Raw genomic sequence first — 24,221 nt, forward strand, 5'->3', positions numbered from 1 at the left:
AAGGGGCACCGTGGTGCCCCTTTTCTATTTCGCCTGACTGCTTAGCTGGCTGCGTTTTCTTCAAACGGCAGTTGCATATTGCGCAGGTCACGGCGGGTTTCCACCAGCACCAGCGGACGGTCGTCCAGCGCTACTGGAGCGGGACGCTCGCGTGGCACATGCACGGGCTTGGGTTCGGCGGCAATCGCAGCCTGAACGGCAGCGATCTTGGCGGCGTCAGAGTTCACCCATTGCAGACCCGATTGCTCGGCCACTTGCTGCAGCGAGTCGGTGGGCAGGGCATAGCCTTGTACCTTGGGCATGCCACCAGTGGCGGGGGCAGGGGTTGCGGCAGCTACGGGAGCAGCGACCACGGCAGGGGCGGCGGCAACAGGCGCTGCCTCGACCTGCAGCGCCACGGGTGCAGATTCACCTTCGATCGGTGCGGCTTCTGCACGTTCCTGGCGGGGGGGACGGTCACCACGGTCACCGCGATCGCGGCCATAGCGGTCGCGCGAACGGCGCTCACGGCCTTCGCCCTGGGCGCGGGGCTCAGCAGAGGCTGTGGCTTCTTCGCCACCTTCGTTGGCGATCGGCGCGGTGTCGGCAAAAGCCAGTGCGGCTTGGTCACCGTCGGTGCGTGTGCCTTCGTCTTGGCGCGGACCGCGCTCGCCGCGTTCACGGCGATTGCGGTTGCGGCCACGGCCTTCGCGACCTTCCTGGCCTTCGCGGCGGGCTTCGCCGTTCAGTTCAGTTGCGGCTGCATCCACAGCCTCGTCGGTACGGCCTTCGGCGCGCACATCTTGCTGGCCACGGTCGGCCTGGTCTTCACGCGGGCCACGGCCTTCACCCCGGTTGTTACGGCCACGGCCTTCACCGCGCGGTGCGCGTTCCTGGCGGGCTTCGTTGCGGGGGGCTTCGGCGTTGATCTGCACATCCTGCGCTGCTGCTGCGCCGGCTTGCACTTGACTATCCTGTCGCTCGGTGCGCTGGTTGCCACGTTGTTCACCACGGTTGCGGTTGCGGCCGTTGCGATCACCGCGTTCGCCCTGGCCTTCGGCACGGGCTTCGCGGTTGTCTTCACGCGGTGCACGGTTCTCGCGGTTTTCACCACGCTCGTTGCGGCCGCCGCGGCTGTTGCCGCGTTCATTGCGTTCGCCACGCTGGTTGCGGTTGCCGTCGCGGCGGCCATCACGGCCTTCGCGCTTTTCTTCGGTCTTGGCAGCGGGGGCAGGAGCGGCCACAGGGGCGGCGGTATCCAGACCCAACAGGCCCTTGATCCAGCCAAAGAAACCAGTGCTGGCCGCTGCAGGCGCTACCACAGGCTTGGCCGCTGGTGCGGGCGCGGCGGCCTTCACGGGTTCGGGCTTTGGAGGGGCAATGGGCGCCGGTGCGTCGGGCAACACACCCTTGATCACCGGGGTTTGCTTGTTGGTGGGCTCTTGCGAACGGCGGGTCACACCGGTGGCCTCTTCCATGTCGTCGGCCATCTTGTAGCTGGCTTCGATGTGGTCCAGGCGCGGGTCGTCGTGCTTCAGGCGCTCCAACTTGTAGTTGGGCGTTTCCAGCGTCTTGTTGGGCACCATCAGCACGTTGATGCGCTGTTTTAGTTCGATCTTGGCGATCTCGGTACGCTTTTCGTTCAGCAGGAAGGACGCGACATCGACGGGCACCTGGCACATTACGGAGGCTGTGTTGTCCTTCAGGGACTCTTCCTGGATGATGCGCAGAATCTGCAGCGCCGAGCTTTCGGTGTCACGGATATGGCCGGAGCCGCCGCAACGCGGGCAGGGGATGGATGCACCTTCGGAGAGGGCCGGGCGCAGGCGCTGGCGGCTCATTTCCATCAGGCCGAATTTGGAAATGGTGCCGAACTGCACGCGGGCACGGTCCTGGCGCAGCGCGTCGCGCAAGCGGTTTTCCACTTCGCGGCGGTTGCGCGACTCTTCCATGTCGATAAAGTCGATCACGATCAGGCCACCCAGATCGCGCAGGCGCATCTGGCGGGCCACTTCGTCGGCGGCTTCCAGGTTGGTGCGGGTGGCGGTTTCCTCGATGTCGCCGCCCTTGATGGCGCGGGCCGAGTTCACGTCCACGGACACCAGGGCTTCGGTGTGGTCGATCACGATGGCGCCACCAGAAGGCAGGTTCACGGTGCGGGCGTAAGCCGATTCGATTTGGTGTTCGATCTGGAAGCGGCTGAACAGCGGTGCGTCGTCACGGTAGCGCTTCACGCGGGCTGCGTGTTCGGGCATGACGTGGGCCATGAACTGCTGGGCCTGTTCGTACACGTCATCGGTGTCGATCAGGATGTCGCCAATGTCGTGGTTGAAGTAGTCACGGATGGCGCGGATCACCAGGGAGGATTCCTGGTAAATCAGATAGGCGCCCTTGCCACCCTTGGCGGCGCCGTCGATGGCGGACCAGAGCTTGAGCAGGTAGTTCAAGTCCCACTGCAGCTCGGGGGCACTACGGCCGATGCCGGCGGTGCGCGCGATGATGGACATCCCGTTGGGGTATTCCAACTGGTCCATGTTTTCCTTGAGCTCGGCACGGTCGTCGCCCTCGATGCGGCGCGAAACGCCACCGCCACGCGGGTTGTTGGGCATCAGCACCACGTAGCGGCCGGCCAGCGACACGAAGGTGGTCAGGGCTGCACCTTTGTTGCCGCGTTCTTCTTTTTCGACCTGGACCAGCAGCTCTTGGCCTTCTTTGATGACGTCCTGGATGCGTGCTTGCGAAGCCGACACGCCTTCCTTGAAGTACATCTTGGAGATTTCCTTGAAGGGCAGAAAGCCGTGGCGGTCTTCGCCGTAGTCCACAAAGCAGGCTTCCAGGGAGGGCTCGACGCGGGTGACGACGGCCTTGTAGATATTGCCCTTGCGCTGTTCGCGCCCTTCAATTTCGATTTCGTAGTCGAGGAGTTTTTGTCCATCGACGATGGCCAAGCGGCGTTCTTCAGCCTGCGTGGCGTTGATCAGCATCCGTTTCATGGGTTGCATCCTTCTTCAATAAGCACATGCCCGAAATGGGCGTACGGTGCCGGACTGACGAATTGAAGTGAGGTGGAATTGCCGGAGAACTTCAGGTCACACGAGGTGCCGAAGCGTAGGCGCAGGGATGGGGACGAGGGGATGGGTTTGTGAACTTGCTATCAAAAGGGTAGCTCGTTGCGCAGGTTGTACCGGGGCTGCAGGCCGATATGTGCCACCCAACGGGGCGTAGACGCTCCGCAGGCACAAGTTCATCAGGCTCAGCAACACAAACATCTCGTTTCATTCCATTCGCAAACCGCTGGCTTGCGAACTTGGGGTATTCCGTTTCAGGGTTTCAATTCGTCGGCTTGACCGCGCTGTTTGCGGGCCATCACAGGCAAGTGGCGTGTGATTTGCAAGCAGGGCAGCGTGGCGGCATCGACCTTCCAGCGCAGCGGTTTGTGGGGTGTGGACTAAACTCCAGACAAATCAACCACTTACGGCGCGTCGCTAGTGAAACACATTATAGGGGGCAATCCGGCCTCAACCCTGCCGCAAGTCAAATCCGTGACTGTTGACGACGACAGTGCCGGCCAGCGCCTGGACAACTTCCTCATGCGCCAGCTCAAGGGCGTGCCCAAGACCCACGTCTACCGCATCATCCGCAGCGGCGAGGTGCGGATCAACAAGGGGCGCGCCAGCGCCGACACCCGGGTGGAAGCTGGCGACGTGGTGCGTCTGCCGCCGGTGCGCGTGTCCGAGCGGGCCGAGCAGAAAACCCAGACCATGGCGCGCGAAGTGCAGGTCGCCCAGTCGGCCGGCCGGGCGCCCGCCAAGGACTTTGCTGTTCTGTTCGAGGACGAGCACCTGCTGATCATTGACAAGCCGGCGGGCGTGGCCGTGCATGGTGGCTCGGGCGTGAGTTTTGGCGTGATCGAGCAGTTGCGCATGGCCCGGCCGCAAGCCAAGTTTCTGGAGCTGGTACACCGGCTAGACCGGGAAACCAGCGGCATCCTGCTAGTGGCCAAGAAGCGCAGCGCGCTAAAAAACCTGCAGGACCAGTTCCGGGAGCGCGAAACCGGCAAAACCTATCTGGCTCTCGTGGTGGGGCAATGGCCCGCCAATAAGAAGGTGCTGGACAAGTCCCTGCACAAGTACCTGTTGCCCAGCAAAGAGGGTGCGGAGGCAGGCGAGCGCCGCGTCAAGGTGGTGGACAAGAGCCACCCCGACGCCATGCACTCCCTGTCCCTGGTCAAGGTGCGGGGGCATTCGGGTGTGCCGGCGGAGGCAGACGCCACCGGCCAGCGCGGCTATTCCCTGCTGGAAGTGACTATCAAGACCGGGCGCACCCACCAGATCCGGGTGCATTTGGCGTCCGAAGGCATGCCGATTGCCGGGGATGACAAGTACGGCGACTTTGACCTGAACAAGGAGCTGGCCCGCACCGCAGGTACCGCCGGGCTCAAGCGCATGTTTCTGCACGCTTGGCGCTTTCAGTGCAAGCACCCGCTCACCGGCGAGAAGATTGAGCTGACGGCCGAACTGCCGCCGGAGCTGGCCGGCTTTCTGGCCCATGCCCTGCCAGCCGCAGCGTGATCCTGCTTGCGTGGATACTCCTGCCATGTCCAGTGCTTCTTCCCGCCCCCGCCAGTTCGACCTGATCGCCTTCGATTGGGACGGCACCCTCTTTGACTCCACCGCCATCATCGCCCGCTGCATCCAGGCCGCGGTTGCTGATGTGGGCGGCACCGTACCCAGTACCAAGGACGCGGCCTACGTGATTGGCCTGGGCCTCATGCAGGCGCTGGCCCATGCGGCGCCCGATGTGCCCAAGGAAAAGTACCCCGAACTGGGCGCACGCTACAAGTACCACTACGTGAAGCACCAGAACGACATCAGCCTCTTTGACGGCGTGTTGCCCATGCTGGACGCGCTCAAGGCGCGTGGTCACTTGCTGACCGTGGCCACGGGCAAGAGCCGCAGCGGGCTCAACGAGGTGCTGCACGCAGTGCAGCTGCGCGGCATGTTCGACGGCTCGCGTACGGCGGACGAGACCGCCAGCAAACCCCACCCGTTGATGCTGCAGGAGCTGATGGCCGAGTTTGGCGTACCGCCCGAGCGCGTGCTCATGATTGGTGATACCACGCACGACTTGCAAATGGCACTGAATGCCGGTTGCGCCAGCGTGGGCGTGAGCTACGGCGCCCACGAGCCCTCGACCTTTGAAGCCCTGCGTCCTTTGCACGTGGCGCACTCGGTGGCCGAACTGCACGCCTGGCTGCTGGATCACGCATAAGGAATCCGCGATGACCCTGGGACCCGCCGGCCAAGCCCATGCGTTGTGCAATAGCGCGGACCTGGTCAACAGTGGCTTGGCCGTTCCCTTTGACGTGGTGTACTGCGGTCAGACCTGTTATGCCTTTGCCATCCGCTATGGCGGCAAGGTCTACGCCTACCTGAACCGTTGCTCCCATGTGCCCATGGAGATGGACTACCAGCCCAACCGATTCTTTGACCTGACCGGCCACTGGCTGATCTGCGCGACCCATGGCGCCATGTACAGCCCGCAAACCGGCCAGTGCCGTACCGGCCCCTGTCGTGGTGGACTGATCCCCATTGCCCTGACCGAGGCGGACGGTGTCGTGCACTGGCATACTGCCCATAACCTGCAACCTGTTGCTTTCTGATATGTCCGAACCCTCTTTCCCGTCTTCGAACGATTCCACGCTCAATCCGCCCCAAGCCCCCACGGACTTTGCGCAAGCAGCTATCAATAACATAGCAAGCGGCGCGGGTGCCAGCACCCAGGCGCCGGGCTGGGAACGCGCCACGCTGGAGAAGCTGGCCATGGCTGCGCTGGTGGAGCAGCGCGCGGCGCGCCGCTGGCGCAACGGCATCCGCCTGGCCTGGCTGGGCTTTCTGTCGGTGCTGGTGTGGCTGGGCCTGCAGCAAGGCAGCACCTCGGCCGATGTGAGCACCCCCCACACGGCGGTGGTGGCCATCCAGGGCGAAATTGCCGCGGGCGCTGACGCCAGCGCGGAATTCGTCGTGTCTGCCATGCGCACCGCTTTCGAGGACAACGGCGCCAAGGCCGTGGTGTTGCTGATCAACTCGCCCGGCGGCAGCCCGGTGCAGGCCGGCATCATCAACGACGAGATCAAGCGCCTCAAGGCCCTGCACAACAAGCCGGTCTATGCCGTGGTGGAAGAAACCTGCGCCTCGGCCGCGTACTACATCGCTGCGGCCTCCGACGAGATCTTTGTGGACAAGGCCAGCATCGTGGGCAGCATTGGCGTGCTCATGGATGGTTTCGGGTTCACCGGCCTCATGGACAAGCTGGGCGTGGAGCGCCGCCTTCTGACGGCAGGCGAGAACAAGGGTTTTCTGGACCCCTTCAGCCCGCAGACCGAAAAGCAGCGCGCCTTCGCCCAGGCCATGCTCAACCAGATCCACCAGCAGTTCATCGGCGTGGTCAAGGAAGGCCGCGGCAAGCGCCTGAAAGAAACGCCCGAGATGTTCAGCGGCTTGTTCTGGACCGGTCAGCAGGCCATTGAGATGGGCCTGGCGGACCAACTGGGTAATCTGGACTATGTCGCCCGCGAAGTGGTCAAGGCCGAAGAGATCATCGACTACACCCGCAAGGACAATGTGGCTGAACGTCTGGCCAAGCGCTTTGGCGCCGCCATTGGCGACGGTGCCGTGCGTGCGCTACGTTCTTTGCCTGCCATCCACTAGAAGATTCAGCGGCCGATCGCAAATACGGTGGGCGTGGCGTTGTCCAGCGCCCACCCGGCTGATTTCCATTGCTTGGCCAAGCCACTGTGGGTGGCCGCGGTTTCCAGTGTCAGTCCACTCGACGTTGCCAGCCGTGTGTTGTGTTGCAGGGTCTGCAGTAGCGAGTGCAGCAGCGCCGTATTGCGGTAGGGCGTCTCTATAAAGAGCTGGGTCTGACCTGTCTTGAGTGCCAGGGATTCCAGTTCCCTGATGCGTTTGGTGCGCTCGGCCGCGTCGGACGGCACATAGCCGACAAACGCAAAGTTCTGGCCGTTGAGGCCGCTGGCGGCCAGTGCCAGCAGCAGCGAAACCGGGCCCACCAGCGGCACCACGCGCAAACCCAGCTCGTGCGCGGCCCGCACCACGGACGAGCCCGGGTCGGCCACCGCCGGCATCCCGGCCTCGCTGACCAGTCCCACGTCATGGCCTTGTAGCGCGGCGTCCAGAAGGGGCTTGGCATCAAAGCTGCCTGCGGCTCCGGCCAAGTGGTCACCTTTCTTGTGGACTTCCCGCGGCAGTTCCTGAATAGCCAGTTCCTGTAAGGCTACGCCTAGCGGGTGGCTGGCGTCCACGCGCTTGAGGTAAGCACGCGTACTCTTGGCGTTTTCGCAGACCCAGTGGCGCAGCCGGGCAGCCACGGCCAGCGTCTGCTGGGGCAGGCTGTGTTCCAGCGGGCTCTGGCTGGCGCAGCCAAAGTCCAGCGGCGCGGGGACGAGGTAGAGCGTGCCCTTGGTGGCGGCGTTGCTCATGCGGCACCCAGCAAGGGGATGCCGGCGGCGCGCAACATCCGGCTGGTGCGTATCAGTGGCAGGCCGACCAGGGCGGTGGGGTCGTCGTTGTCAATGGATTCCAGAAGCGCAATGCCCAAGCCTTCGCTCTTGGCGCTGCCCGCGCAGTCATACGGTGTTTCGGCGCGCAGGTAGTTCTCGATCTCAGCATCGCTCAGGTCGCGGAACACCACGCGCACCGGAGCCAGATCCTGTTGCACAAAGCCGCTTGCCTGGCAGACCACGGCCACGGCGGTCTGGAAGATGACGGTCTTGCCGCGCATTTTTTGCAGCTGAGCCACGGCACGTTCGTGCGTGCCGGGCTTGCCCAGGGGCTCGCCGTCCAGGTCGGCCACCTGGTCGGACCCAATCACCACAGCCTCGGGGTGCTGGGCGGCCACGGCCCGGGCCTTGGCCAGTGCCAGGCGGCGAGCCAGCGCGACCGGTGTTTCGCCGGGCTGGGGCGTTTCGTCTACATGGGGAGCAGCTACCGTGAATGGCACACGCAGGCGTTGCATGAGTTCGCGGCGGTAGACGGAGGTAGAGCCCAGAATGAGGGCGCGGGAAGCGGTGTTTTGCATGGGGCGATTCTCTTACACTGCGCCCATGACACATGAATATTCGGCATTGAGCCTGAACATCACGGCCTTTGCACAGGCAGGCAGCCAGCTCGCGGGCCAGGAGCGCTTGGGCGGCTTTGAGCGCCTGCGTGAAGAAACCGAGGCCTCTCCCGAGGGCGTGCAGGTGCAGTTTGCTGCTACCGGCTCGGTGAGGACCGATGCGGCCGGCGTGGACGAGCCCTGGTTGCACCTGCGCGGCAGCACCACCCTGACCCTGACCTGCCAGCGTTGCCTGGGCCCGGTGGCGGTACCCGTAGACTTTGAGCGCAATTTCCGTTTTGTGGCAACCGAGGCCTTGGCCGAGGTGGAGGATGAAGAATCCGAGGAAGACGTGCTGGTGGCCAGTCGCCACTTCAATGTGCTGGAGCTGGTGGAGGACGAGTTGCTCATGGCCATTCCGGCCGTGCCCAAGCACGAAACCTGCCCCCAGGCCGTGAAGCTGGAGGCGGTGGATCCCGATTTCGAGGGAGGCGCCTCCGAGGAGAAACCCAATCCGTTTGCCGTGCTGCAAAAGCTCAAGGACCGGGGGCTTGGCTAGGTGGCCAGCTTTGGGCTATAATCCAAGGCTTCGCGCGCAAAACCTGCGCCGTTTTGCCTTTTAACCAACCTAACCGTGTTGCCACCCTGTGCAGCACTTTTGCTCAGGAGCCCGTCATGGCCGTTCAACAAAACAAGAAATCTCCTTCCAAGCGCGGCATGCACCGTTCGCACAATGCGCTGACCGTGCCTGGTATCGCCGTGGAACCCACCACCGGTGAAACCCACCTGCGTCACCACATCAGCCCCACCGGTTTCTACCGTGGTCGCAAGGTGCTGAAGACCAAGTCCGAAGCCTGATTCGCCTGAATCCGCCAAAGCCCGAAGCTACAGAGCTGTAGCGTCGGGCTTTTGTCATTTATGGCCCTTACACTGGATGTTTGACGTCCCAGTCGTTGGAATGAAGACTGCATGATCACTGTTGCCGTAGATTGCATGGGAGGCGACCACGGCCCCCAGGTCACTTTGCCTGCTTGCACCCAGTTTCTGGATCAGCACCCTGATGCCGCCCTGGTGTTGGTGGGCTTGCCCGAAGCACTGCAGGGCTTTTCCCATCCCCGTGCCACGCAGGTCACGGTGACCGAGGTCGTCACCATGGACGACCCGTTGGAGGTAGCGCTGCGCAAGAAGAAGGACTCTTCGATGCGTGTAGCCATCCAGCAGGTCAAGGACGGCGCAGCCCAGGCGGCCGTGTCGGCTGGCAACACCGGTGCGCTGATGGCGATATCGCGCTATATCCTCAAGACCATGGACGGCATCGAGCGCCCGGCGATTGCGGGCCAGATTCCCAATGCCACAGGCGGCGCCACCACGGTGCTGGATCTGGGTGCCAATGTGGACTGCACTGCAGAGCATCTGCTGCAGTTCGCCGTCATGGGCTCGGCCCTGGTGTCGGTGCTGACCGGCCACGAATCGCCCTCGGTGGGTCTGCTCAATATTGGTGAGGAAGTCATCAAGGGCAATGAAGTCATCAAAAAAGCTGGCGAATTGTTGCGAAATGCGGCCAAGTCCGGAGATTTGAACTTTGTTGGCAATGTCGAAGGAAATGACATCTTCAAGGGCAAGGCCGAGATTGTCGTGTGTGACGGTTTTGTCGGTAATGTGGCCCTCAAGACCAGTGAAGGTCTGGCGTCCATGATCGGCAACTTCCTCAAGGCCGAGTTCTCCAAAAATATCTTCACCAAAATGGCGGCTATTGCAGCCTATACGGTGCTAACAGCTCTTAAAAATCGCGTCGACCACCGTCGTTACAACGGCGCGGCGCTGCTGGGCCTGCGCGGCCTGGTGTTCAAGAGCCATGGCTCGGCCGACACGCTGGCATTCAGCAATGCCTTGAACCGGGCGTATGATGCAGCCCGCAACAACTTGCTGGACCGCGTTCAGGTCCGCATTGCCCACGCGGCGCCTTTGCTGGCCCCGTCCGACGCAACGCCTTAACCTGAACGGGTGTCTGCCATAACACCCAATGAGACGATATTCGCGTATTACCGGCACAGGCAGCTATGTGCCTCCCCGCCGGCTGAGCAATGCCGATCTGGTGGCCGAGCTGGCCGGCCGGGGGGTAGAGACTTCCGATGAGTGGATCGTCGAGCGCACCGGTATCCGCGCCCGCCACTTTGTGGCCGACGGCGTCTATAGCAGCGACTTGGGCTTCGAAGCCTCCAAGGCAGCGCTGCAGGCCGCAGGTCTGGACGCCAAGGACATTGATCTCATCATCGTCGCCACGTCCACCCCGGACATGGTGTTCCCTTCCACCGCCTGCATTCTGCAAAACAAGCTGGGCGCCAACGGCGGCGCGGCGTTTGACGTGCAGGCTGTCTGCAGCGGTTTTGTCTACGCCCTGACCGTGGCCGATGCCATGATCCAGTCCGGCGCCGCCAACAAGGCACTGGTGGTGGGGGCCGAAGTGTTCTCCCGCCTGCTGGATTTCCAGGACCGCACCACCTGCGTGCTGTTTGGTGACGGCGCAGGTGCCGTGGTGCTGGAGGCCTCGGATACGCCCGGCATTCTGGCCAGCGACCTGCATGCCGACGGCAAGCACGTGGGCATTCTGTGCGTGCCCGGCCACGTGGCCAATGGCCATATCCTGGGTGATCCCTTGCTCAAGATGGATGGCCAAGCCGTGTTCAAGCTGGCCGTGGGCGTTCTGGAAGATGCCGCTCGCGCCACGCTGGTCAAGGCCGGCAAGACGGAAGCAGACATTGATTGGCTGATTCCGCACCAGGCCAATATCCGCATCATGCAGAGCACTGCCAAGAAACTGAAACTTCCCATGGATAAAGTGGTGGTGACGGTGGACCAGCATGGCAATACCTCAGCCGCCTCGATTCCGCTGGCGTTGGACTTTGCGGTGCGCCAGGGGCAGGTCAAACCCGGTCAGAACCTCATGCTCGAAGGCGTGGGCGGTGGTTTCACCTGGGGTGCAGTGCTCCTGACTTTGTAGCTGCTCGCGCAGTATCCATGAGGGCTAGACCTCATTTCATAGTGAACGCCATGAAACCTTTTGCTTTTGTTTTTCCCGGTCAAGGCTCCCAATCTGTAGGCATGCTGGACGCCTGGGGCGACCACCCCGTGGTGGCCGAGACCCTGCGCGAAGCGTCGGATGCGCTGGGTGAAGATGTCGCCAAACTGATCCATGAAGGCCCCAAGGAGGCCTTGGCCCTGACCACCAACACTCAGCCCGTGATGCTGGTGGCGGGTGTGGCGGCCTACCGTGTCTGGATGTCAGAAACCGGCGTGGCGCCGCAGGCTGTGGCTGGCCACTCGCTGGGCGAGTACTCCGCGCTGGTGGCCGCTAGCTCCCTGACGCTGGCCCAGGCCGCGCCGCTGGTGCGCCTGCGCGCCCAGGCCATGCAGGAAGCGGTGCCGGTGGGCGTAGGTGCCATGGCGGCCATTCTGGGCATGGATGCTACTAAAGTGATAGCTGGTTGCGCAGAAGCGACAGGGGCTTTTGGCCCCAACAGCTCTGAGGTGGTGGAGGCGGTGAATTTCAACGATTCCGCCCAGACTGTGATCGCCGGCAGCAAGGCCGCGGTCGACAAGGCCTGCGAAATCCTCAAAGCCAATGGCGCCAAGCGCGCGCTGCTGTTGCCCGTGTCGGCCCCGTTCCACTCCAGCCTGATGAAACCGGCGGCTGAAAAGCTCAAGGCGCGTCTGGAAGAGATCGAGATCGCTGCCCCCCAGATCACGCTGGTCAACAATATAGATGTGGCCGTGGAAGTGGATGCGGACCGCATCCGCGACGCTTTGTACCGCCAGGCCTTTGGCCCGGTGCGCTGGGTGGAGTGCGTGCAGGCCCTCAAGGCCCGCGGCCTGACGACCTTGGTAGAGTGCGGCCCCGGCAAGGTGCTGGCCGGCATGGTCAAGCGCATTGATGCGGAAATGGCAGGCTTGGCCCTGTTTGACCCCGCCACACTGGAAGAAAACAAGGGAGCCTTGGCATGACTGACGTGAAATTTGAAGGCCAAGTGGCCTTGGTGACCGGTGCCTCGCGTGGCATTGGTGCCGCGATTGCGCTGGAACTGGCGCACAAGGGCCTCAAGGTGATTGGTACGGCCACGTCCGACGCCGGCGCGGCCAAAATCCGCGAAGCACTGGCGGCCTTTCCCGGCTGCGATGGCCGTACGCTGGATGTGAATGACGGCGCTGCCGGCGATGCATTGGTGGACGCGATTGCCAAAGAGCAGGGCGGCCTGCATGTGCTGGTCAACAACGCCGGCATCACCCGGGATACCCTGGCCATGCGCATGAAGGACGACGATTGGGATGCCGTGGTCGATACCAACCTCAAGGGCGTGTTCCGCATGAGCCGTTCGGTGTTGCGTACCATGATGAAGCAGCGCTACGGCCGCATCATCAGCATCACCTCGGTGGTGGGCGCCTCCGGCAACCCCGGCCAAACCAACTATGCAGCGGCCAAGGCCGGCGTGGCCGGCATGACGCGTGCGCTGGCGCGCGAACTGGGCTCGCGCAACATCACCGTGAACTGCGTCGCCCCTGGATTCATCGAGACCGACATGACCGCCAGCCTGCCCGAAGAGCAGCAGAAAGCCCTGCTGGGTCAGATTCCGCTGGGCCATCTGGGCAAGCCCGGTGACATCGCGCATGCCGTGGCCTACCTGGCCTCGCCCCAGGCCAGCTATGTGACGGGGCAGGAGCTCCACGTCAACGGCGGCATGTATATGTAAATGCGAACCCCGCCGAAGTCTGAGCGGCGGCCCGGTTAGAGACAGATCTCTAGGACGGGTAAAATCTCGGATTCTTTTACAACCCTTAGAGGGAACCCATGAGCGATATCGAAGTCCGTGTCAAAAAAATCATTGCTGAACAACTCGGCGTTGAAGAGTCCCAAGTGACCAATGAAAAAGCCTTTGTGGCCGATCTGGGCGCTGACTCCCTGGACACAGTGGAACTGGTGATGGCCCTGGAAGACGAATTCGGCATCGAAATCCCCGACGAAGACGCGGAAAAGATCACCACCGTGCAAAACGCGATCGACTACGCCAACACCCACAAGAAGGCCTGATGGCCCGTGGCAGTGCCTCACAAAGGCGCTGCGTGGGTTTGGTTTCATGACCCCTTGCCACGGCTTGGGGCCGTGAAACCAAACCCAGCATCCCGGATGCACCACATGCCGCTGTCTGGCGGCATTTTCTTTGACACACAGCTGGATTCTTGAACCTATGTCCCGTCGCCGCGTTGTAGTTACTGGTTTAGGTTGTATCAGCCCCGTGGGTAACACGGTGGCCGATGCATGGTCCAACTTGCTCGCGGGCAAGTCGGGCATTGACACCATTACCAAGTTTGATGCGTCCGCCATGGCCTGCAAGATTGCCGGCGAAGTGCGCGGCTTTGATCTGGAGTCGTACATCAACTCCAAGGAAGCCCGCACCATGGACACCTTCATCCACTACGGCATTGCAGCCGCAGTGCAGGCGGTGCACGACAGTGGACTCAAGACCGGTGAGGCTCTGGGCGACGAAGAGTCCACCCGTATTGGCTGCGTGATCGGTTCCGGCATCGGCGGTCTGCCGATGATCGAGAACACGCACACCGAGTACACGAACCGCGGCCCGCGCCGCATCTCGCCCTTCTTCGTGCCGGCTTCCATCATCAACATGACGGCAGGCCATGTGTCCATGCGTTTTGGCTTCAAGGGCCCGAACATTGCCATCGTGACGGCCTGCACCACCGGCCTGCACTGCATTGGCGAAGCCGGCCGCATGATCGAGTACGGCGACGCGGATGTGATGATTGCCGGCGGTTCCGAAGCCACGGTGTCGCCGCTGGGCATTGGCGGTTTTGCCGCCATGCGTGCGCTGTCCACCCGCAATGACGATCCCGCCACCGCGTCCCGCCCCTGGGACAAGGACCGCGACGGCTTTGTACTGGGTGAGGGCGGCGGTGTCATGGTGCTCGAAGAGTATGAACACGCCAAGGCGCGCGGCGCCAAGATCTACGCCGAGCTCGCGGGCTTTGGCATGAGCGCCGATGCTGGCCACATGACCGCACCCAATATGGACGGCCCGCGCCGCGCCATGCTCAGCGCACTGCGCAATGCGGGTGTGAACCCTGACCAGGTCGACTATCTCAATGCCCATGGAACCTCCACACCGCTGGGCGATGTGAACGAATCCAATGCCATCAAGGCGGCGCTGGGCGACCATGCCAAGAAGATGGTGGTGAACTCCACCAAGTCCATGACGGGTCATCTCTTGGGTGGCGCGGGCGGTCTGGAGTCGGTGTTCACCGTGCTGGCTTTGCACCACCAGAAGAGCCCGCCCACCATCAACATCTTCAACCAGGATCCCGAGTGCGACCTGGACTACTGCGCCAACACGGCGCGGGATCTGAAAATCGACGTGGCGGTGAAGAACAACTTCGGTTTCGGCGGTACCAACGGTACGCTGGTCTTCAAGCGCGTCTGATTGCCTCGCAGCCCCAAGGGACCATGCACGGGCCGCCCGCGGTGAGTTTTCCGGTGGGGCGCTCGCGCTGGCACGCTGTGGCTTTGGCTGTCGCCTTGGTCCCGGCCGTGCTGGCATGGCCTTGGCTGGCCTCGGGTGTCGAATTCTCCCCTATGGCTGTCGCAGCCCAGATGCTGCTTGTGTGTTTGCTTGGGGCTTTTGCCGTACGAGCGTGGTACTACAGCCCCGTCGGCCATTTGCGCTGGGACGGTGAGCGCTGGTGGTGGTCGGACGTGGCCGTTCAGACCCTGCACACGACGCTGGATGCCCAGGCCATGGTTCTGGTGGCATTGCGGCTGGAAGATTCCAGGCCCATCTGGTTGTGGCTGGAGCGCGCGCAAGGTACACCGCAGGCTTGGCGATCGCTGCGCAGGGCCTTGGTTTACCGGGCAGGTGCCGTGGTTCCGGGCGCTTTGCCATCGCAGTTGACCCGTGAGGTCCTGCCATGAGCTCTTTCGCGGAGTCGAGCCCCAATGATGCGGATTTGCTGCTGGTGGAGCGCACGCTGGCTGGGGATCAGCGGGCCTACGGCCTGCTGGTACTGAAGTACCAACGCCGGATTCAGCGCCTCGTGGGGCGCATGGTGCGCGATGTGGATCTGGTGGAGGATATTGCCCAGGAAACCTTTATTCGGGCCTATCGCGCGCTGCACCAGTTTCGGGGAGACGCCCAGTTTTACACCTGGCTCTACCGCATTGCGGTCAATACAGCCAAGAAATCCCTGCTCGATCTCAAGCGCAACCCCACGTTGAGCGACAGTTTCCTGACTTCTGGCGATGAGGATGAAACTTCTGGCCCCAAATACGAACCAAGCACAGAAGAGACACCGGAGTCCGAGCTGGCGGCCAAGGAAATTGCGGCTGTGGTCAATGGGGCCATGGAGGCATTGCCTGAAGAGCTGCGCCAGGCCGTGACTTTGCGTGAAATTGAAGGTTTGAGTTACGAGGAGATCGCCGCGGCGATGGATTGCCCGATCGGCACGGTGCGTTCCCGGATTTTCCGGGCCCGTGAAGCGATTTCGGCCAAGGTCAAGCCGCTGCTGGAAAAACAGACCGGCAAACGTTGGTAGGAATGAAATCTATGAGCATGCACGAACAGCCCCTGAACGAACGCCTCTCCGCCCTGATGGACGGAGAGTTGCCGGCGTCCGAGCTCGATGCGTTGCTGCAGGAGCTGGCCGGGCAAGAAGTCGGAGCCAACGACTGGCATCTCTACCACGTGGCTGGCGATGTGCTGCGCAGCCAGGCGCTGGCACCCCAGCCGGTCGATCTGGCCTTCTGGGACCGTTTGGAGCAGAAGCTGGCAAAGGAAGTGTCTGTCCGTTTGCCGTCCCAGGCGCCGGTTGCAGCGTCCGTGCGCGTGGCGGCCAATGGTCCCTGGCGTTGGGTTGCCGGTACCTCGTTCAGCGTGCTGCTCGGTCTGGTGGCTGTGGGTCTGTGGTGGAGTGCGGCCCCAGGCGCGTCTTCATCGTCCTCCCAATGGGCTGCTGCACCCGCAGCGCCCCAAGTGGTTGCGGCTAGCGAAGGGCCCGTCGTGATGCTGCGCGATCCCGAGCTGGATGCGCTGATGGCTGCACACCAGCAGATGGGTGGGCATTCGGCCTGGCAGATGCCATCGGGCTTTCTGCGCAATGCCACGTTTGAAAGGCCCGCACGGTGACGCTGCGCCGCTTTTATCTGGCGCTTTGTCTGGCCTGTTTGCCAATGTGGGCGCTCGCGCAGGAGGCTGGGCTCAATAGTTGGCTGATGCGCCTGCATGAGGCCTCGCGGCACCGTACCTATACCGGCACCTTTGTTGTGTCTGCAGCCGGGCAGATGGCCAGTGCGCGGATCTGGCATGTGTGCGACGGTGACATGCAGATGGAGCGTGTGGAGTCGCTGAGCGGCACACCGCGTGCCACCTTCCGCCGCAACGATGAGGTGCTGACTTTTTTCCCAGAGTCGAAGGTGGCGATCAGTGAAAGCCGCGAGTCACTGGGCCTGTTTCCCAATCTGCTCAAGTCCCATGCAGCCGACATCGGCGAGTACTACGTGATGAAGCCCCTGGGCAGCGAGCGCATTGCGGGGCTGGATGCGGAAGTGGTGCAACTCGTGCCCAAAGACGCACTGCGCTATGGCTATCGCGTCTGGAGTGAAAAGCGCTCTGGCCTGGTGGTGCAATTGCAGACGCTGGATACCGAGGGTAAGGTGCTGGAGCAGGCGGCTTTTTCAGAATTGCAATTGGATGCTCCAGTGAGCAAAACCAAGCTGGCGCAAATGATGGCCGCAACCGATGGCTACAGGGTGGAGCGCCGTGATCTGCAAAAGACCACGGCCAAGGCCCAGGGCTGGGATTTGAGCAAGCCTGTTCCGGGCTTTAAGCCCATGGGCTGCTATACCCGCCCCGTGGCCCTGCTGGCGGGTGCCTCGGGGCGCGGCGAGCAGACCATGCAGTGGATGTTCTCAGACGGTCTTGCGACGGTGTCGCTTTTTGTGGAAACCTTCGATGCACGTCGTCATGTTCGTGAGGGTGTGGCGGATCTTGGTGGCGCGACGCGCACCCAGACGCGCCGCCTCGAAGGATGGTGGATTACAGCCGTGGGTGAAGTTCCGGCGCCAACTTTGGCGCTGTTCGTTCAGGGGCTGGAGCGAAAGAAATAGTCATCGGATGTCCGCGTCAGGGCGTTCATGGCAAAGAATGTCTGAAAAGAGGAAAGCGCAATGCAAGTGATGCAACTCAAATCTTTGCGGACGTGGTGGCTCGCCGCGTCTTTGGGACTGGCCACGTTGGGGGTACTCTTGCCCGCGAGCACGGTATCCGCACAGGCTGTTCGCGGCCTGCCGGACTTTACTGATCTGGTGGATCAGGTGGGGCCTTCGGTGGTCAATATCCGAACGCTGGAGAAAGTGGTGCCACGCGCCCAATCAGGCAATGCACCCAACGAGGAGGAAATGCTGGAGTTCTTCCGGCGCTTTGGCCTGCCCATTCCCAACATGCCACGTCAGGCGCCGCGCCAGAACCGCCCGCAGCAGCAGGAAGAGGCTCAGCCGCGTGGTGTGGGGTCTGGCTTTATTCTGACTTCGGACGGCGTGATCATGACCAATGCCCACGTGATCGAGGACGCCGACGAGGTACTGGTGACGCTGACCGACAAGCGCGAATTCAAGGCCCGCATCATTGGCGCTGACAAGCGCACCGATGTGGCTGTGGTCAAGATCGATGCTTCGGGCCTGCCTGCAGTGAAGGTGGGCGATGTGGGCCGGTTGCGCGTGGGCGAGTGGGTCATGGCCATCGGCTCTCCGTTTGGTCTGGACAACACGGTGACGGCCGGCATTGTGAGCGCCAAGCAGCGCGATACCGGCGACTACCTTCCTTTCATCCAGACCGATGTGGCCATCAACCCCGGCAACTCGGGTGGTCCGCTGATCAATATGCGTGGCGAAGTGGTGGGTATCAACAGCCAGATCTACTCGCGCTCGGGTGGCTCCATGGGCATTTCCTTCTCCATTCCCATGGACGAGGCGGTGCGCGTAAGCGACCAGCTGCGCAGCAATGGGCGCGTGACGCGCGGCCGCATCGGTGTGCAGATTGACCAGGTCAGCAAGGAAGTGGCCGAATCGATTGGACTGGGCAAGCCTGTGGGGGCCTTGGTGCGCGGCGTGGAGGCCGGTTCTCCCGCAGAGAAGGCGGGCGTGGAGGCTGGAGACATCATCACCAAATTCGATGGCAAGGTCGTGGAGAAATCCAGCGATCTGCCGCGCGCCGTGGGTGGTACCAAACCAGGAACCCGTAGCATCCTGACAGTATTCCGCAGGGGCAGCAGCAAGGACCTCACCGTTGTCGTTGCGGAGCTGGAAAGCGAGAAGCCGGTGGCCAAAGCTTCTGGCAAGGAAGAGAAGCCGCGCGGCTCGGGTGCAGCCCAGAGCCTTGGCTTGGCTGTGGCAGATCTGACGGAGGCTCAGAAGAAGGAGGCGGGCGTGAAGGGTGGCGTGCGGGTGGAGTCGGCGACCGATGCTGCTGCACGCGCCGGTCTGCGTGAGGGCGACTTGATTACCCAGATCGCCAATATAGAAGTCACCAATGTGAAGGACTTTGAGGTGGTGCTGGCCAAACAGGACAAGTCCAAGCCCCTCAATGTTTTGTTCCGCAGGGGTGACTGGACGCAATACGCCGTGATTCGCCCTGGCCGCTGAGAAATTCCAAGACCCTAAGCCTCAGTTGGGTTTGGGGTTGTTGGGGGAGAAAATTTATTTTTCTCTCTTCCTCAATTTTCCAATCTATGTTGGCGGGTACTAACTAAAAAAGGCCTTCTTAGGCTTTGGTTAGAATATGGCCCGTCTACGGAAGACATTGGATATATGTGGGATGGCAAAGTCCATCATATGGGACGCTAAGGAGTCCCCCACAGTTGTTCCACAACTCTCCCACAAGTTGTCCAGTGCCTTTGTTTTATTTTTGTGAATAATCTGTTGATAAGTTTTTTGTTGCGGTGTCGCAACTCCCCCTGAACCGGGTTTTTTGGACTGTGCACTCTGGACTTTTTGCCTACAATGGGCTTCCAACCTTCGCAGTTGCCAAAGATTGTTGGTTCAGGGCGCGTCGTCACACGATGCGCCCTTTTTTCTTGCCTGCTCGTTTTAATTCAATCACTTGAAGCGCTCCGTTGATGAATCACATCAGAAACTTCTCCATCATTGCCCACATTGACCACGGCAAATCCACGCTTGCAGACCGATTGATTCAGCGTTGCGGCGGACTCGAAGCGCGCGAGATGGAAGCACAGGTGCTGGACTCGATGGACATCGAGAAAGAGCGTGGGATAACCATCAAGGCACAGACCGCAGCGTTGCACTACAAGGCCAAGGATGGGCAGGTCTACAACCTCAACCTGATCGACACACCCGGGCATGTCGACTTCTCGTATGAAGTGAGTCGCTCCTTGTCCGCATGTGAAGGTGCATTGCTGGTGGTGGATGCATCGCAAGGTGTGGAAGCACAGACGGTGGCCAACTGCTACACCGCGTTGGACCTCGGCGTGGAAGTGCTGCCGGTGCTCAACAAGATGGATCTACCGCAGGCAGACCCCGATGCAGCGAAGGCCGAGATTGAGGATGTGATCGGCATTGATGCGTCTGAAGCGATTCCGTGCTCGGCCAAGAGCGGCATGGGTGTGGACGATATTCTGGAAATGATTGTCGCCAAGGTTCCGGCGCCGCGTGGCAATCCCGACTCCGCGTTGCGCGCCATGATCATTGACAGCTGGTTCGACAGCTATGTGGGCGTGGTGATGCTGGTGCGTGTGGTGGACGGTCGCCTGGCCAAGGGTGAGCGCATCAAGATGATGGCCTCGGGCGCCACATACAACGCTGACAACCTGGGCGTGTTCACACCAGCCAACCAGCCGCGCCAGTCGCTGGAGGCTGGCGAGGTGGGTTACATCATTGCCGGCATCAAGGAATTGCAGGCTGCCAAGGTGGGTGACACCGTGACGCTGGTAAAGGCGGGCACTGGCGGCGCTGCGTTCACTGCGACCGAGCCGCTGCCGGGCTTCAAGGAAATCCAGCCCCAGGTGTTTGCCGGTCTGTACCCGACCGAAGCCAGCGAATACGACTCGCTGCGCGACGCGCTGGAAAAGCTCAAGCTCAATGACGCCTCGCTGCACTATGAGCCCGAGGTCTCACAGGCGCTGGGCTTTGGCTTCCGCTGCGGCTTCTTGGGTCTGCTGCACATGGAAATCGTGCAGGAGCGTCTGGAGCGCGAGTTTGACCAGGACTTGATCACGACCGCGCCCAGTGTGGTGTACGAAGTGATGAAGAGCGACGGCGAGGTCATCATGGTGGAGAACCCCTCCAAGATGCCCGAAGTCGGCAAGACCGCCGAGATTCGTGAGCCCATCGTGACCGTGCATCTCTACATGCCGCAGGAGTATGTGGGCGTGGTGATGACCCTGGCCAACCAGAAACGCGGCGTGCAGATGAACATGGCTTACAAGGGGCGTCAGGTCGTGCTGACCTACGAGATGCCGCTGGGCGAGATCGTGCTGGACTTCTTTGACAAACTCAAGAGCGTGAGTCGCGGCTATGCCTCGATGGACTATGAGTTCAAGGAGTACCGCGCGTCCGATGTGGTCAAGGTCGATATTCTGCTCAATGGTGACAAGGTCGATGCCTTGTCCATCATCGTGCACCGCAGCCAGTCGGCCTACCGTGGCCGCGCCGTGGTAGGCAAGATGCGCGAGATCATTTCGCGTCAGATGTATGACGTGGCGATCCAGGCCGCCATCGGGGCCAACATCATTGCGCGTGAGACAATCAAGGCGCTACGCAAGAACGTGCTGGCCAAGTGCTACGGCGGCGATATTTCGCGCAAACGCAAGCTCCTCGAAAAACAAAAAGCAGGCAAGAAACGCATGAAACAAATCGGTTCCGTGGAAGTCCCCCAGGAAGCATTCCTGGCAATTTTGCAGGTGGAAGACTGATGCAGGCGTTGACGGCGGCCGTGCTCGCGGCATTCGGGCTCTATGCGGGCTCCTGGTATTTTGGTCTGGTCGAAGGCAATTTCGCACTACTGCTGTTTCTGGCCTCGGTAGTGACCGGGGCCTACTGGCTGGCCGAACGTTTCTACTTCTTGCCGCAGCGCCAGCAAGCAGTGGCCGCATTGGAGGTCAGCGATGCCCGTCGGCGTGCTGATTTCAGTACCCAAGGCATCCAGCAAGTAGATGGTGATATCAGCGAAGCCAAGGTGCGTCTGCTCATGCAGCCCTGGTGGCTGGACTGGACTGCAGGTCTGTTCCCAGTGATCATCGTGGTGTTCCTGCTGCGCTCCTTTCTGTTTGAGCCCTTCAAGATTCCCTCGGGTTCCATGATTCCCACGCTGCTGGTGGGCGACCTGATTCTGGTCAACAAGTTCACCTATGGCATCCGCCTGCCTGTGCTTAATACCAAGATCACCGAAGGCAACAAGCCGCAGCGCGGGGACGTGATGGTGTTTCGCTATCCGCCCAAGCCCAGCTTGGACTACATCAAGCGCGTCATTGGCGTACCTGGTGATACCGTGGCCTATATCAACAAGCGCCTGACCGTGAACGGACAGGCCGTGCCTACCACGTCCGCGCCTGACTTCCTGGACGAATCTGTTACCCGCTACTACAAACAGTTTGAAGAGACTGTGGGTGAGAAGAAGCACAAGATCCTGAATGATGCGACCGTGCCGGGCTATGTTCAGCCCATGCCCGAGTTTCAGCAGTTCAAGAATAACTGCAGCTACACCGTGGAAGGCGTCACCTGCAAGGTACCGGAAGGCCACTATTTCATGATGGGCGACAATCGCGATAATTCGCAGGATTCGCGCTATTGGGGCTTTGTGCCGGACCAGAACATTGTGGGCAAGGCCTTTTTTGTCTGGATGAACTTTGGCAACCTCAAGCGCATCGGCGGATTCAACTGACGGCCATGCCATCTTGGGATAGGGATTTAACTATGACAGTGCAACGCAAATCGCGCCAACGCGGCATTTCTTTCATCGGCCTGCTGTTCGTCGGCGGCGTGCTGGCCATGGCCGGTGTGGTCGCGGCCCAGGTCTTTCCTACGGTGGTGGAGCTCATGGCGATCCAAAAGGCGGTGCAGCGCGCCGCTGCGGGCCAGTCTGTGGTTGAAGTGCGTGCGATTTTCGACAAGGCGACTGAAATCGACAGCATTACTTCCATCAAAGGTAAAGACTTGGAAGTGGGTAAGCAGGGGGACAAGGTGGTGGTGTCGTTTGCCTATCAGCGCGAGATCCATCTGGCTGGCCCAGCCTTTCTGACCCTCAAGTACGCTGGTCAATCCAAGTAACGTGGCAGATGGTTTGAATGCACTGCAGCAGCGGCTGCAGTACCCGTTTTCCAATGTTTCCCTGCTGCAGCGGGCACTGACGCACCGCAGCTTTTCGTCGGACCACTACGAACGCCTGGAGTTTCTGGGGGATTCGGTGCTGGGGCTGGCGATCTCCGATCTGCTGTACGCGCGTCTCGGCGCATTGCCTGAAGGTGATCTGTCGCGTGTGCGGGCTAATTTGGTCAAGCAGGACACCTTGCACCAGCTGGCGCTGGGCCTGGGCCTGCCAGACCTGTTGCGTTTGGGCGAGGGCGAGATGCGCTCCGGTGGCCCCAAGCGCGCCTCCATTCTGGCCGATGCGCTAGAGGCCATTATTGGTGCCGTGTACCTGGATGCCGGCTTTGTGCAGGCTCAGGCACTGGTGCACCGCCTGTTTGAGGCGGTCGAAATCAATCCGCAGATGGCTGCCATTGGCAAGGATCCGAAGACGGAGTTGCAGGAGTGGCTGCAGGGTCGCAAAATGAAATTGCCGCTGTACAAGGTGGTGGCTACCGTGGGGGCCGCGCACAAGCAAAGTTTTGATGTGGAGTGTGAGATCCCCGAGTTGCGACTGTCCGAACGGGGTATCGGCGGGTCGCGCCGTGCCGGAGAACAGGCAGCCGCGGCGGCGATGCTGCAAACCATCAAATCAAAGGTCAAGTCATGAATGCTCCTAAAAAAGTAGCTGCTCGCGCAGATTCCCCGGGGGCAAAAGGCGTAAATGACGCCAATCCCGAAGTCCAGGACGATCTGGATGCCATGTTGCAAGGCCTGCTCAAAAGCACGCCCAAGCTGGCCCAGCCCGGTGATGCCGCTGAAGACCAGCGTTGTGGGCTGGTGGCCATCGTGGGCAAGCCCAATGTGGGCAAGTCCACACTGCTCAACGCTTTGGTGGGCCAGAAGATCAGCATCACCTCGCGCAAGGCGCAGACCACGCGCCACCGCATCACCGGCATGCGCACCGAAGGCCAGACCCAGTTTGTTTTTGTGGACACGCCTGGTTTCCAGACCATCCATGGCAATGCACTGAACAAATCGCTGAACAAGGCGGTGCAGGGCGCAGTTGCCGACGTGGACTTGGTGCTTTTTGTGGTGGAAGCAGGTAGCTTTACACCGGCCGATGAAAAAGTGCTGAAGCTGTTGGGCGAGGGCATTCCAGTGGTGCTGGTGGCTAACAAGCTGGACCACGTGAAAGAGCGTGCCAGTCTGGCGCCCTGGCTGCAGGCCATGCAGGCGCGCGGCAAGTTTACCGAGCTGATCCCCCTGTCCGCCAAGAACCCCAAGGACGTGGAGCGGCTGCTGACCTTGTGTGAGAAATTCCTGCCCGAGCAAGCTTGGTGGTATTCCGAAGACGAGCTGACCGACCGCAGTGAGAAATTCCTGGCCAGCGAGCTGGTGCGCGAAAAGCTGTTCCGCCTCACGGGCGACGAGCTGCCCTATACCTCCACCGTGGTCATCGACAAGTTCGAGGAAGAGGCGCCGCAGAAGAAGGGCCAGAAGCGCCTGCTGCGCATTGCGGCCACAATTGTGGTGGAGCGCGACGGCCACAAGGCCATGGTGATTGGTGACAAGGGCGAACGCATCAAGCGCATCGGTATGGAGACCCGCGTGGAGCTGGAAAAGCTGGCCGATGCCAAGGTGTTTCTGGAGCTATGGGTAAAAGTCCGCTCCGGCTGGGCGGACGACGAAGCGCGCGTGCGCAGCTTCGGCTACGAGTGAAATGACAGCCCCCACGCTCCGCCGCTGTGCGGGTCGCTGCCCCCCATGGGGG

Annotated in this window: 25 protein-coding genes; 22 read left to right on the top strand and 3 right to left on the bottom strand. The window is 61.6% G+C overall.

Features of this window, described 5'->3' with window-relative positions; all coding sequences use genetic code 11:
- Positions 1–41: 41 nt before the first annotated feature.
- The gene (locus tag AC1RNN_RS01940) at positions 42–2,972 is read right to left on the bottom strand and encodes an Rne/Rng family ribonuclease (RefSeq protein ID WP_493086445.1); all 2,931 of its coding nucleotides are present in this window, start codon (positions 2,970–2,972) and stop codon (positions 42–44) included.
- A 495-nt stretch (positions 2,973–3,467) separates the two neighbouring features.
- Between AC1RNN_RS01940 and AC1RNN_RS01945 the strand changes: the two genes are divergently transcribed.
- Genes AC1RNN_RS01945 through AC1RNN_RS01960 form a run of 4 tightly spaced genes read left to right on the top strand, consistent with a single transcriptional unit; the run spans position 3,468 to position 6,689 of the window.
- Entirely contained in the window at positions 3,468–4,550 is a 1,083-nt protein-coding gene (locus AC1RNN_RS01945; protein ID WP_493086443.1) for an RluA family pseudouridine synthase, read from the top strand.
- Positions 4,551–4,575: 25 nt separating this feature from the next.
- Positions 4,576–5,250, top strand: a complete 675-nt coding sequence (locus AC1RNN_RS01950) for an HAD family hydrolase (RefSeq protein WP_493086441.1) — start codon at positions 4,576–4,578, stop codon at positions 5,248–5,250.
- Positions 5,251–5,260: 10 nt separating this feature from the next.
- Complete coding sequence (locus AC1RNN_RS01955; protein ID WP_493086440.1) at positions 5,261–5,641, top strand: Rieske (2Fe-2S) protein; 381 nt, start codon at positions 5,261–5,263, stop codon at positions 5,639–5,641.
- Between the two features lies 1 nt (position 5,642).
- On the top strand, positions 5,643–6,689 hold the full coding sequence (locus tag AC1RNN_RS01960; protein WP_493086438.1) for a S49 family peptidase: 1,047 nt from the start codon (positions 5,643–5,645) through the stop codon (positions 6,687–6,689).
- Between the two features lie 5 nt (positions 6,690–6,694).
- On the opposite strand, the gene AC1RNN_RS01965 is transcribed toward AC1RNN_RS01960, so the two are convergent.
- Both AC1RNN_RS01965 and AC1RNN_RS01970 read right to left on the bottom strand, forming a co-directional pair.
- Positions 6,695–7,477, bottom strand: coding sequence for an SAM-dependent methyltransferase (locus AC1RNN_RS01965; protein ID WP_493086436.1), 783 nt, complete (start codon positions 7,475–7,477; stop codon positions 6,695–6,697).
- Positions 7,474–8,076, bottom strand: a complete 603-nt coding sequence (locus tag AC1RNN_RS01970) for a Maf family nucleotide pyrophosphatase (RefSeq protein ID WP_493086434.1) — start codon at positions 8,074–8,076, stop codon at positions 7,474–7,476. Before AC1RNN_RS01970 ends, AC1RNN_RS01965 begins: the two co-directional genes overlap by 4 nt.
- Positions 8,077–8,101: 25 nt before the next feature.
- On the opposite strand from AC1RNN_RS01970, the gene AC1RNN_RS01975 reads away from it, so the two are divergent.
- The 18 genes from AC1RNN_RS01975 to era all read left to right on the top strand — a co-directional run bounded on the left by AC1RNN_RS01975 (position 8,102) and on the right by era (position 24,169).
- Positions 8,102–8,653 carry a YceD family protein gene (locus AC1RNN_RS01975; protein ID WP_493086433.1) on the top strand — a complete coding sequence of 184 codons (552 nt, stop codon included), beginning with the start codon at positions 8,102–8,104 and terminating at the stop codon, positions 8,651–8,653.
- A gap of 116 nt (positions 8,654–8,769) precedes the next feature.
- A complete protein-coding gene (rpmF, locus tag AC1RNN_RS01980) occupies positions 8,770–8,952 on the top strand; it encodes a 50S ribosomal protein L32 (RefSeq protein ID WP_294768470.1) in 183 nt (60 codons plus the stop codon).
- 111 nt (positions 8,953–9,063) lie between these two features.
- Positions 9,064–10,089, top strand: coding sequence for a phosphate acyltransferase PlsX (gene plsX / locus AC1RNN_RS01985; protein ID WP_493086430.1), 1,026 nt, complete (start codon positions 9,064–9,066; stop codon positions 10,087–10,089).
- A 28-nt stretch (positions 10,090–10,117) separates the two neighbouring features.
- Positions 10,118–11,095 carry a beta-ketoacyl-ACP synthase III gene (locus AC1RNN_RS01990; RefSeq protein ID WP_493086429.1) on the top strand — a complete coding sequence of 326 codons (978 nt, stop codon included), beginning with the start codon at positions 10,118–10,120 and terminating at the stop codon, positions 11,093–11,095.
- A gap of 50 nt (positions 11,096–11,145) precedes the next feature.
- Entirely contained in the window at positions 11,146–12,096 is a 951-nt protein-coding gene (fabD, locus tag AC1RNN_RS01995; protein WP_493086427.1) for an ACP S-malonyltransferase, read from the top strand.
- The gene (gene fabG / locus AC1RNN_RS02000) at positions 12,093–12,839 is read left to right on the top strand and encodes a 3-oxoacyl-ACP reductase FabG (protein ID WP_493086425.1); all 747 of its coding nucleotides are present in this window, start codon (positions 12,093–12,095) and stop codon (positions 12,837–12,839) included. The genes fabD and fabG overlap by 4 nt, the downstream gene beginning before the upstream one ends.
- Before the next feature lie 98 nt (positions 12,840–12,937).
- Positions 12,938–13,177: an acyl carrier protein gene (acpP, locus tag AC1RNN_RS02005; protein WP_087496857.1), complete on the top strand. Its 240-nt coding sequence runs from the start codon at positions 12,938–12,940 to the stop codon at positions 13,175–13,177.
- A gap of 157 nt (positions 13,178–13,334) precedes the next feature.
- A complete protein-coding gene (gene fabF, locus AC1RNN_RS02010; RefSeq protein WP_493086423.1) occupies positions 13,335–14,579 on the top strand; it encodes a beta-ketoacyl-ACP synthase II in 1,245 nt (414 codons plus the stop codon).
- Between the two features lie 23 nt (positions 14,580–14,602).
- A complete protein-coding gene (locus AC1RNN_RS02015) occupies positions 14,603–15,067 on the top strand; it encodes a hypothetical protein (RefSeq protein ID WP_493086422.1) in 465 nt (154 codons plus the stop codon).
- A complete protein-coding gene (gene rpoE / locus AC1RNN_RS02020; protein ID WP_493086420.1) occupies positions 15,064–15,687 on the top strand; it encodes an RNA polymerase sigma factor RpoE in 624 nt (207 codons plus the stop codon). Before AC1RNN_RS02015 ends, rpoE begins: the two co-directional genes overlap by 4 nt.
- Positions 15,688–15,698: 11 nt before the next feature.
- Positions 15,699–16,277: a sigma-E factor negative regulatory protein gene (locus tag AC1RNN_RS02025; RefSeq protein WP_493086418.1), complete on the top strand. Its 579-nt coding sequence runs from the start codon at positions 15,699–15,701 to the stop codon at positions 16,275–16,277.
- Positions 16,274–17,257: a MucB/RseB C-terminal domain-containing protein gene (locus tag AC1RNN_RS02030; RefSeq protein ID WP_493086416.1), complete on the top strand. Its 984-nt coding sequence runs from the start codon at positions 16,274–16,276 to the stop codon at positions 17,255–17,257. Before AC1RNN_RS02025 ends, AC1RNN_RS02030 begins: the two co-directional genes overlap by 4 nt.
- Positions 17,258–17,317: 60 nt before the next feature.
- Complete coding sequence (locus AC1RNN_RS02035) at positions 17,318–18,790, top strand: DegQ family serine endoprotease (protein WP_493137298.1); 1,473 nt, start codon at positions 17,318–17,320, stop codon at positions 18,788–18,790.
- Positions 18,791–19,263: 473 nt separating this feature from the next.
- Positions 19,264–21,075, top strand: coding sequence for a translation elongation factor 4 (gene lepA / locus AC1RNN_RS02040; RefSeq protein ID WP_493086413.1), 1,812 nt, complete (start codon positions 19,264–19,266; stop codon positions 21,073–21,075).
- Complete coding sequence (lepB, locus tag AC1RNN_RS02045) at positions 21,075–22,043, top strand: signal peptidase I (RefSeq protein WP_493086412.1); 969 nt, start codon at positions 21,075–21,077, stop codon at positions 22,041–22,043. The genes lepA and lepB overlap by 1 nt, the downstream gene beginning before the upstream one ends.
- A gap of 32 nt (positions 22,044–22,075) precedes the next feature.
- Positions 22,076–22,429, top strand: coding sequence for a DUF4845 domain-containing protein (locus tag AC1RNN_RS02050; protein ID WP_493086410.1), 354 nt, complete (start codon positions 22,076–22,078; stop codon positions 22,427–22,429).
- A 1-nt stretch (position 22,430) separates the two neighbouring features.
- The gene (gene rnc, locus AC1RNN_RS02055) at positions 22,431–23,117 is read left to right on the top strand and encodes a ribonuclease III (protein ID WP_493086408.1); all 687 of its coding nucleotides are present in this window, start codon (positions 22,431–22,433) and stop codon (positions 23,115–23,117) included.
- Positions 23,118–23,209: 92 nt separating this feature from the next.
- On the top strand, positions 23,210–24,169 hold the full coding sequence (era, locus tag AC1RNN_RS02060; RefSeq protein WP_493087083.1) for a GTPase Era: 960 nt from the start codon (positions 23,210–23,212) through the stop codon (positions 24,167–24,169).
- The last annotated feature ends 52 nt before the right edge of the window (positions 24,170–24,221 follow it).

The sequence above is a fragment of the Rhodoferax sp. GW822-FHT02D07 genome (assembly GCF_058802405.1).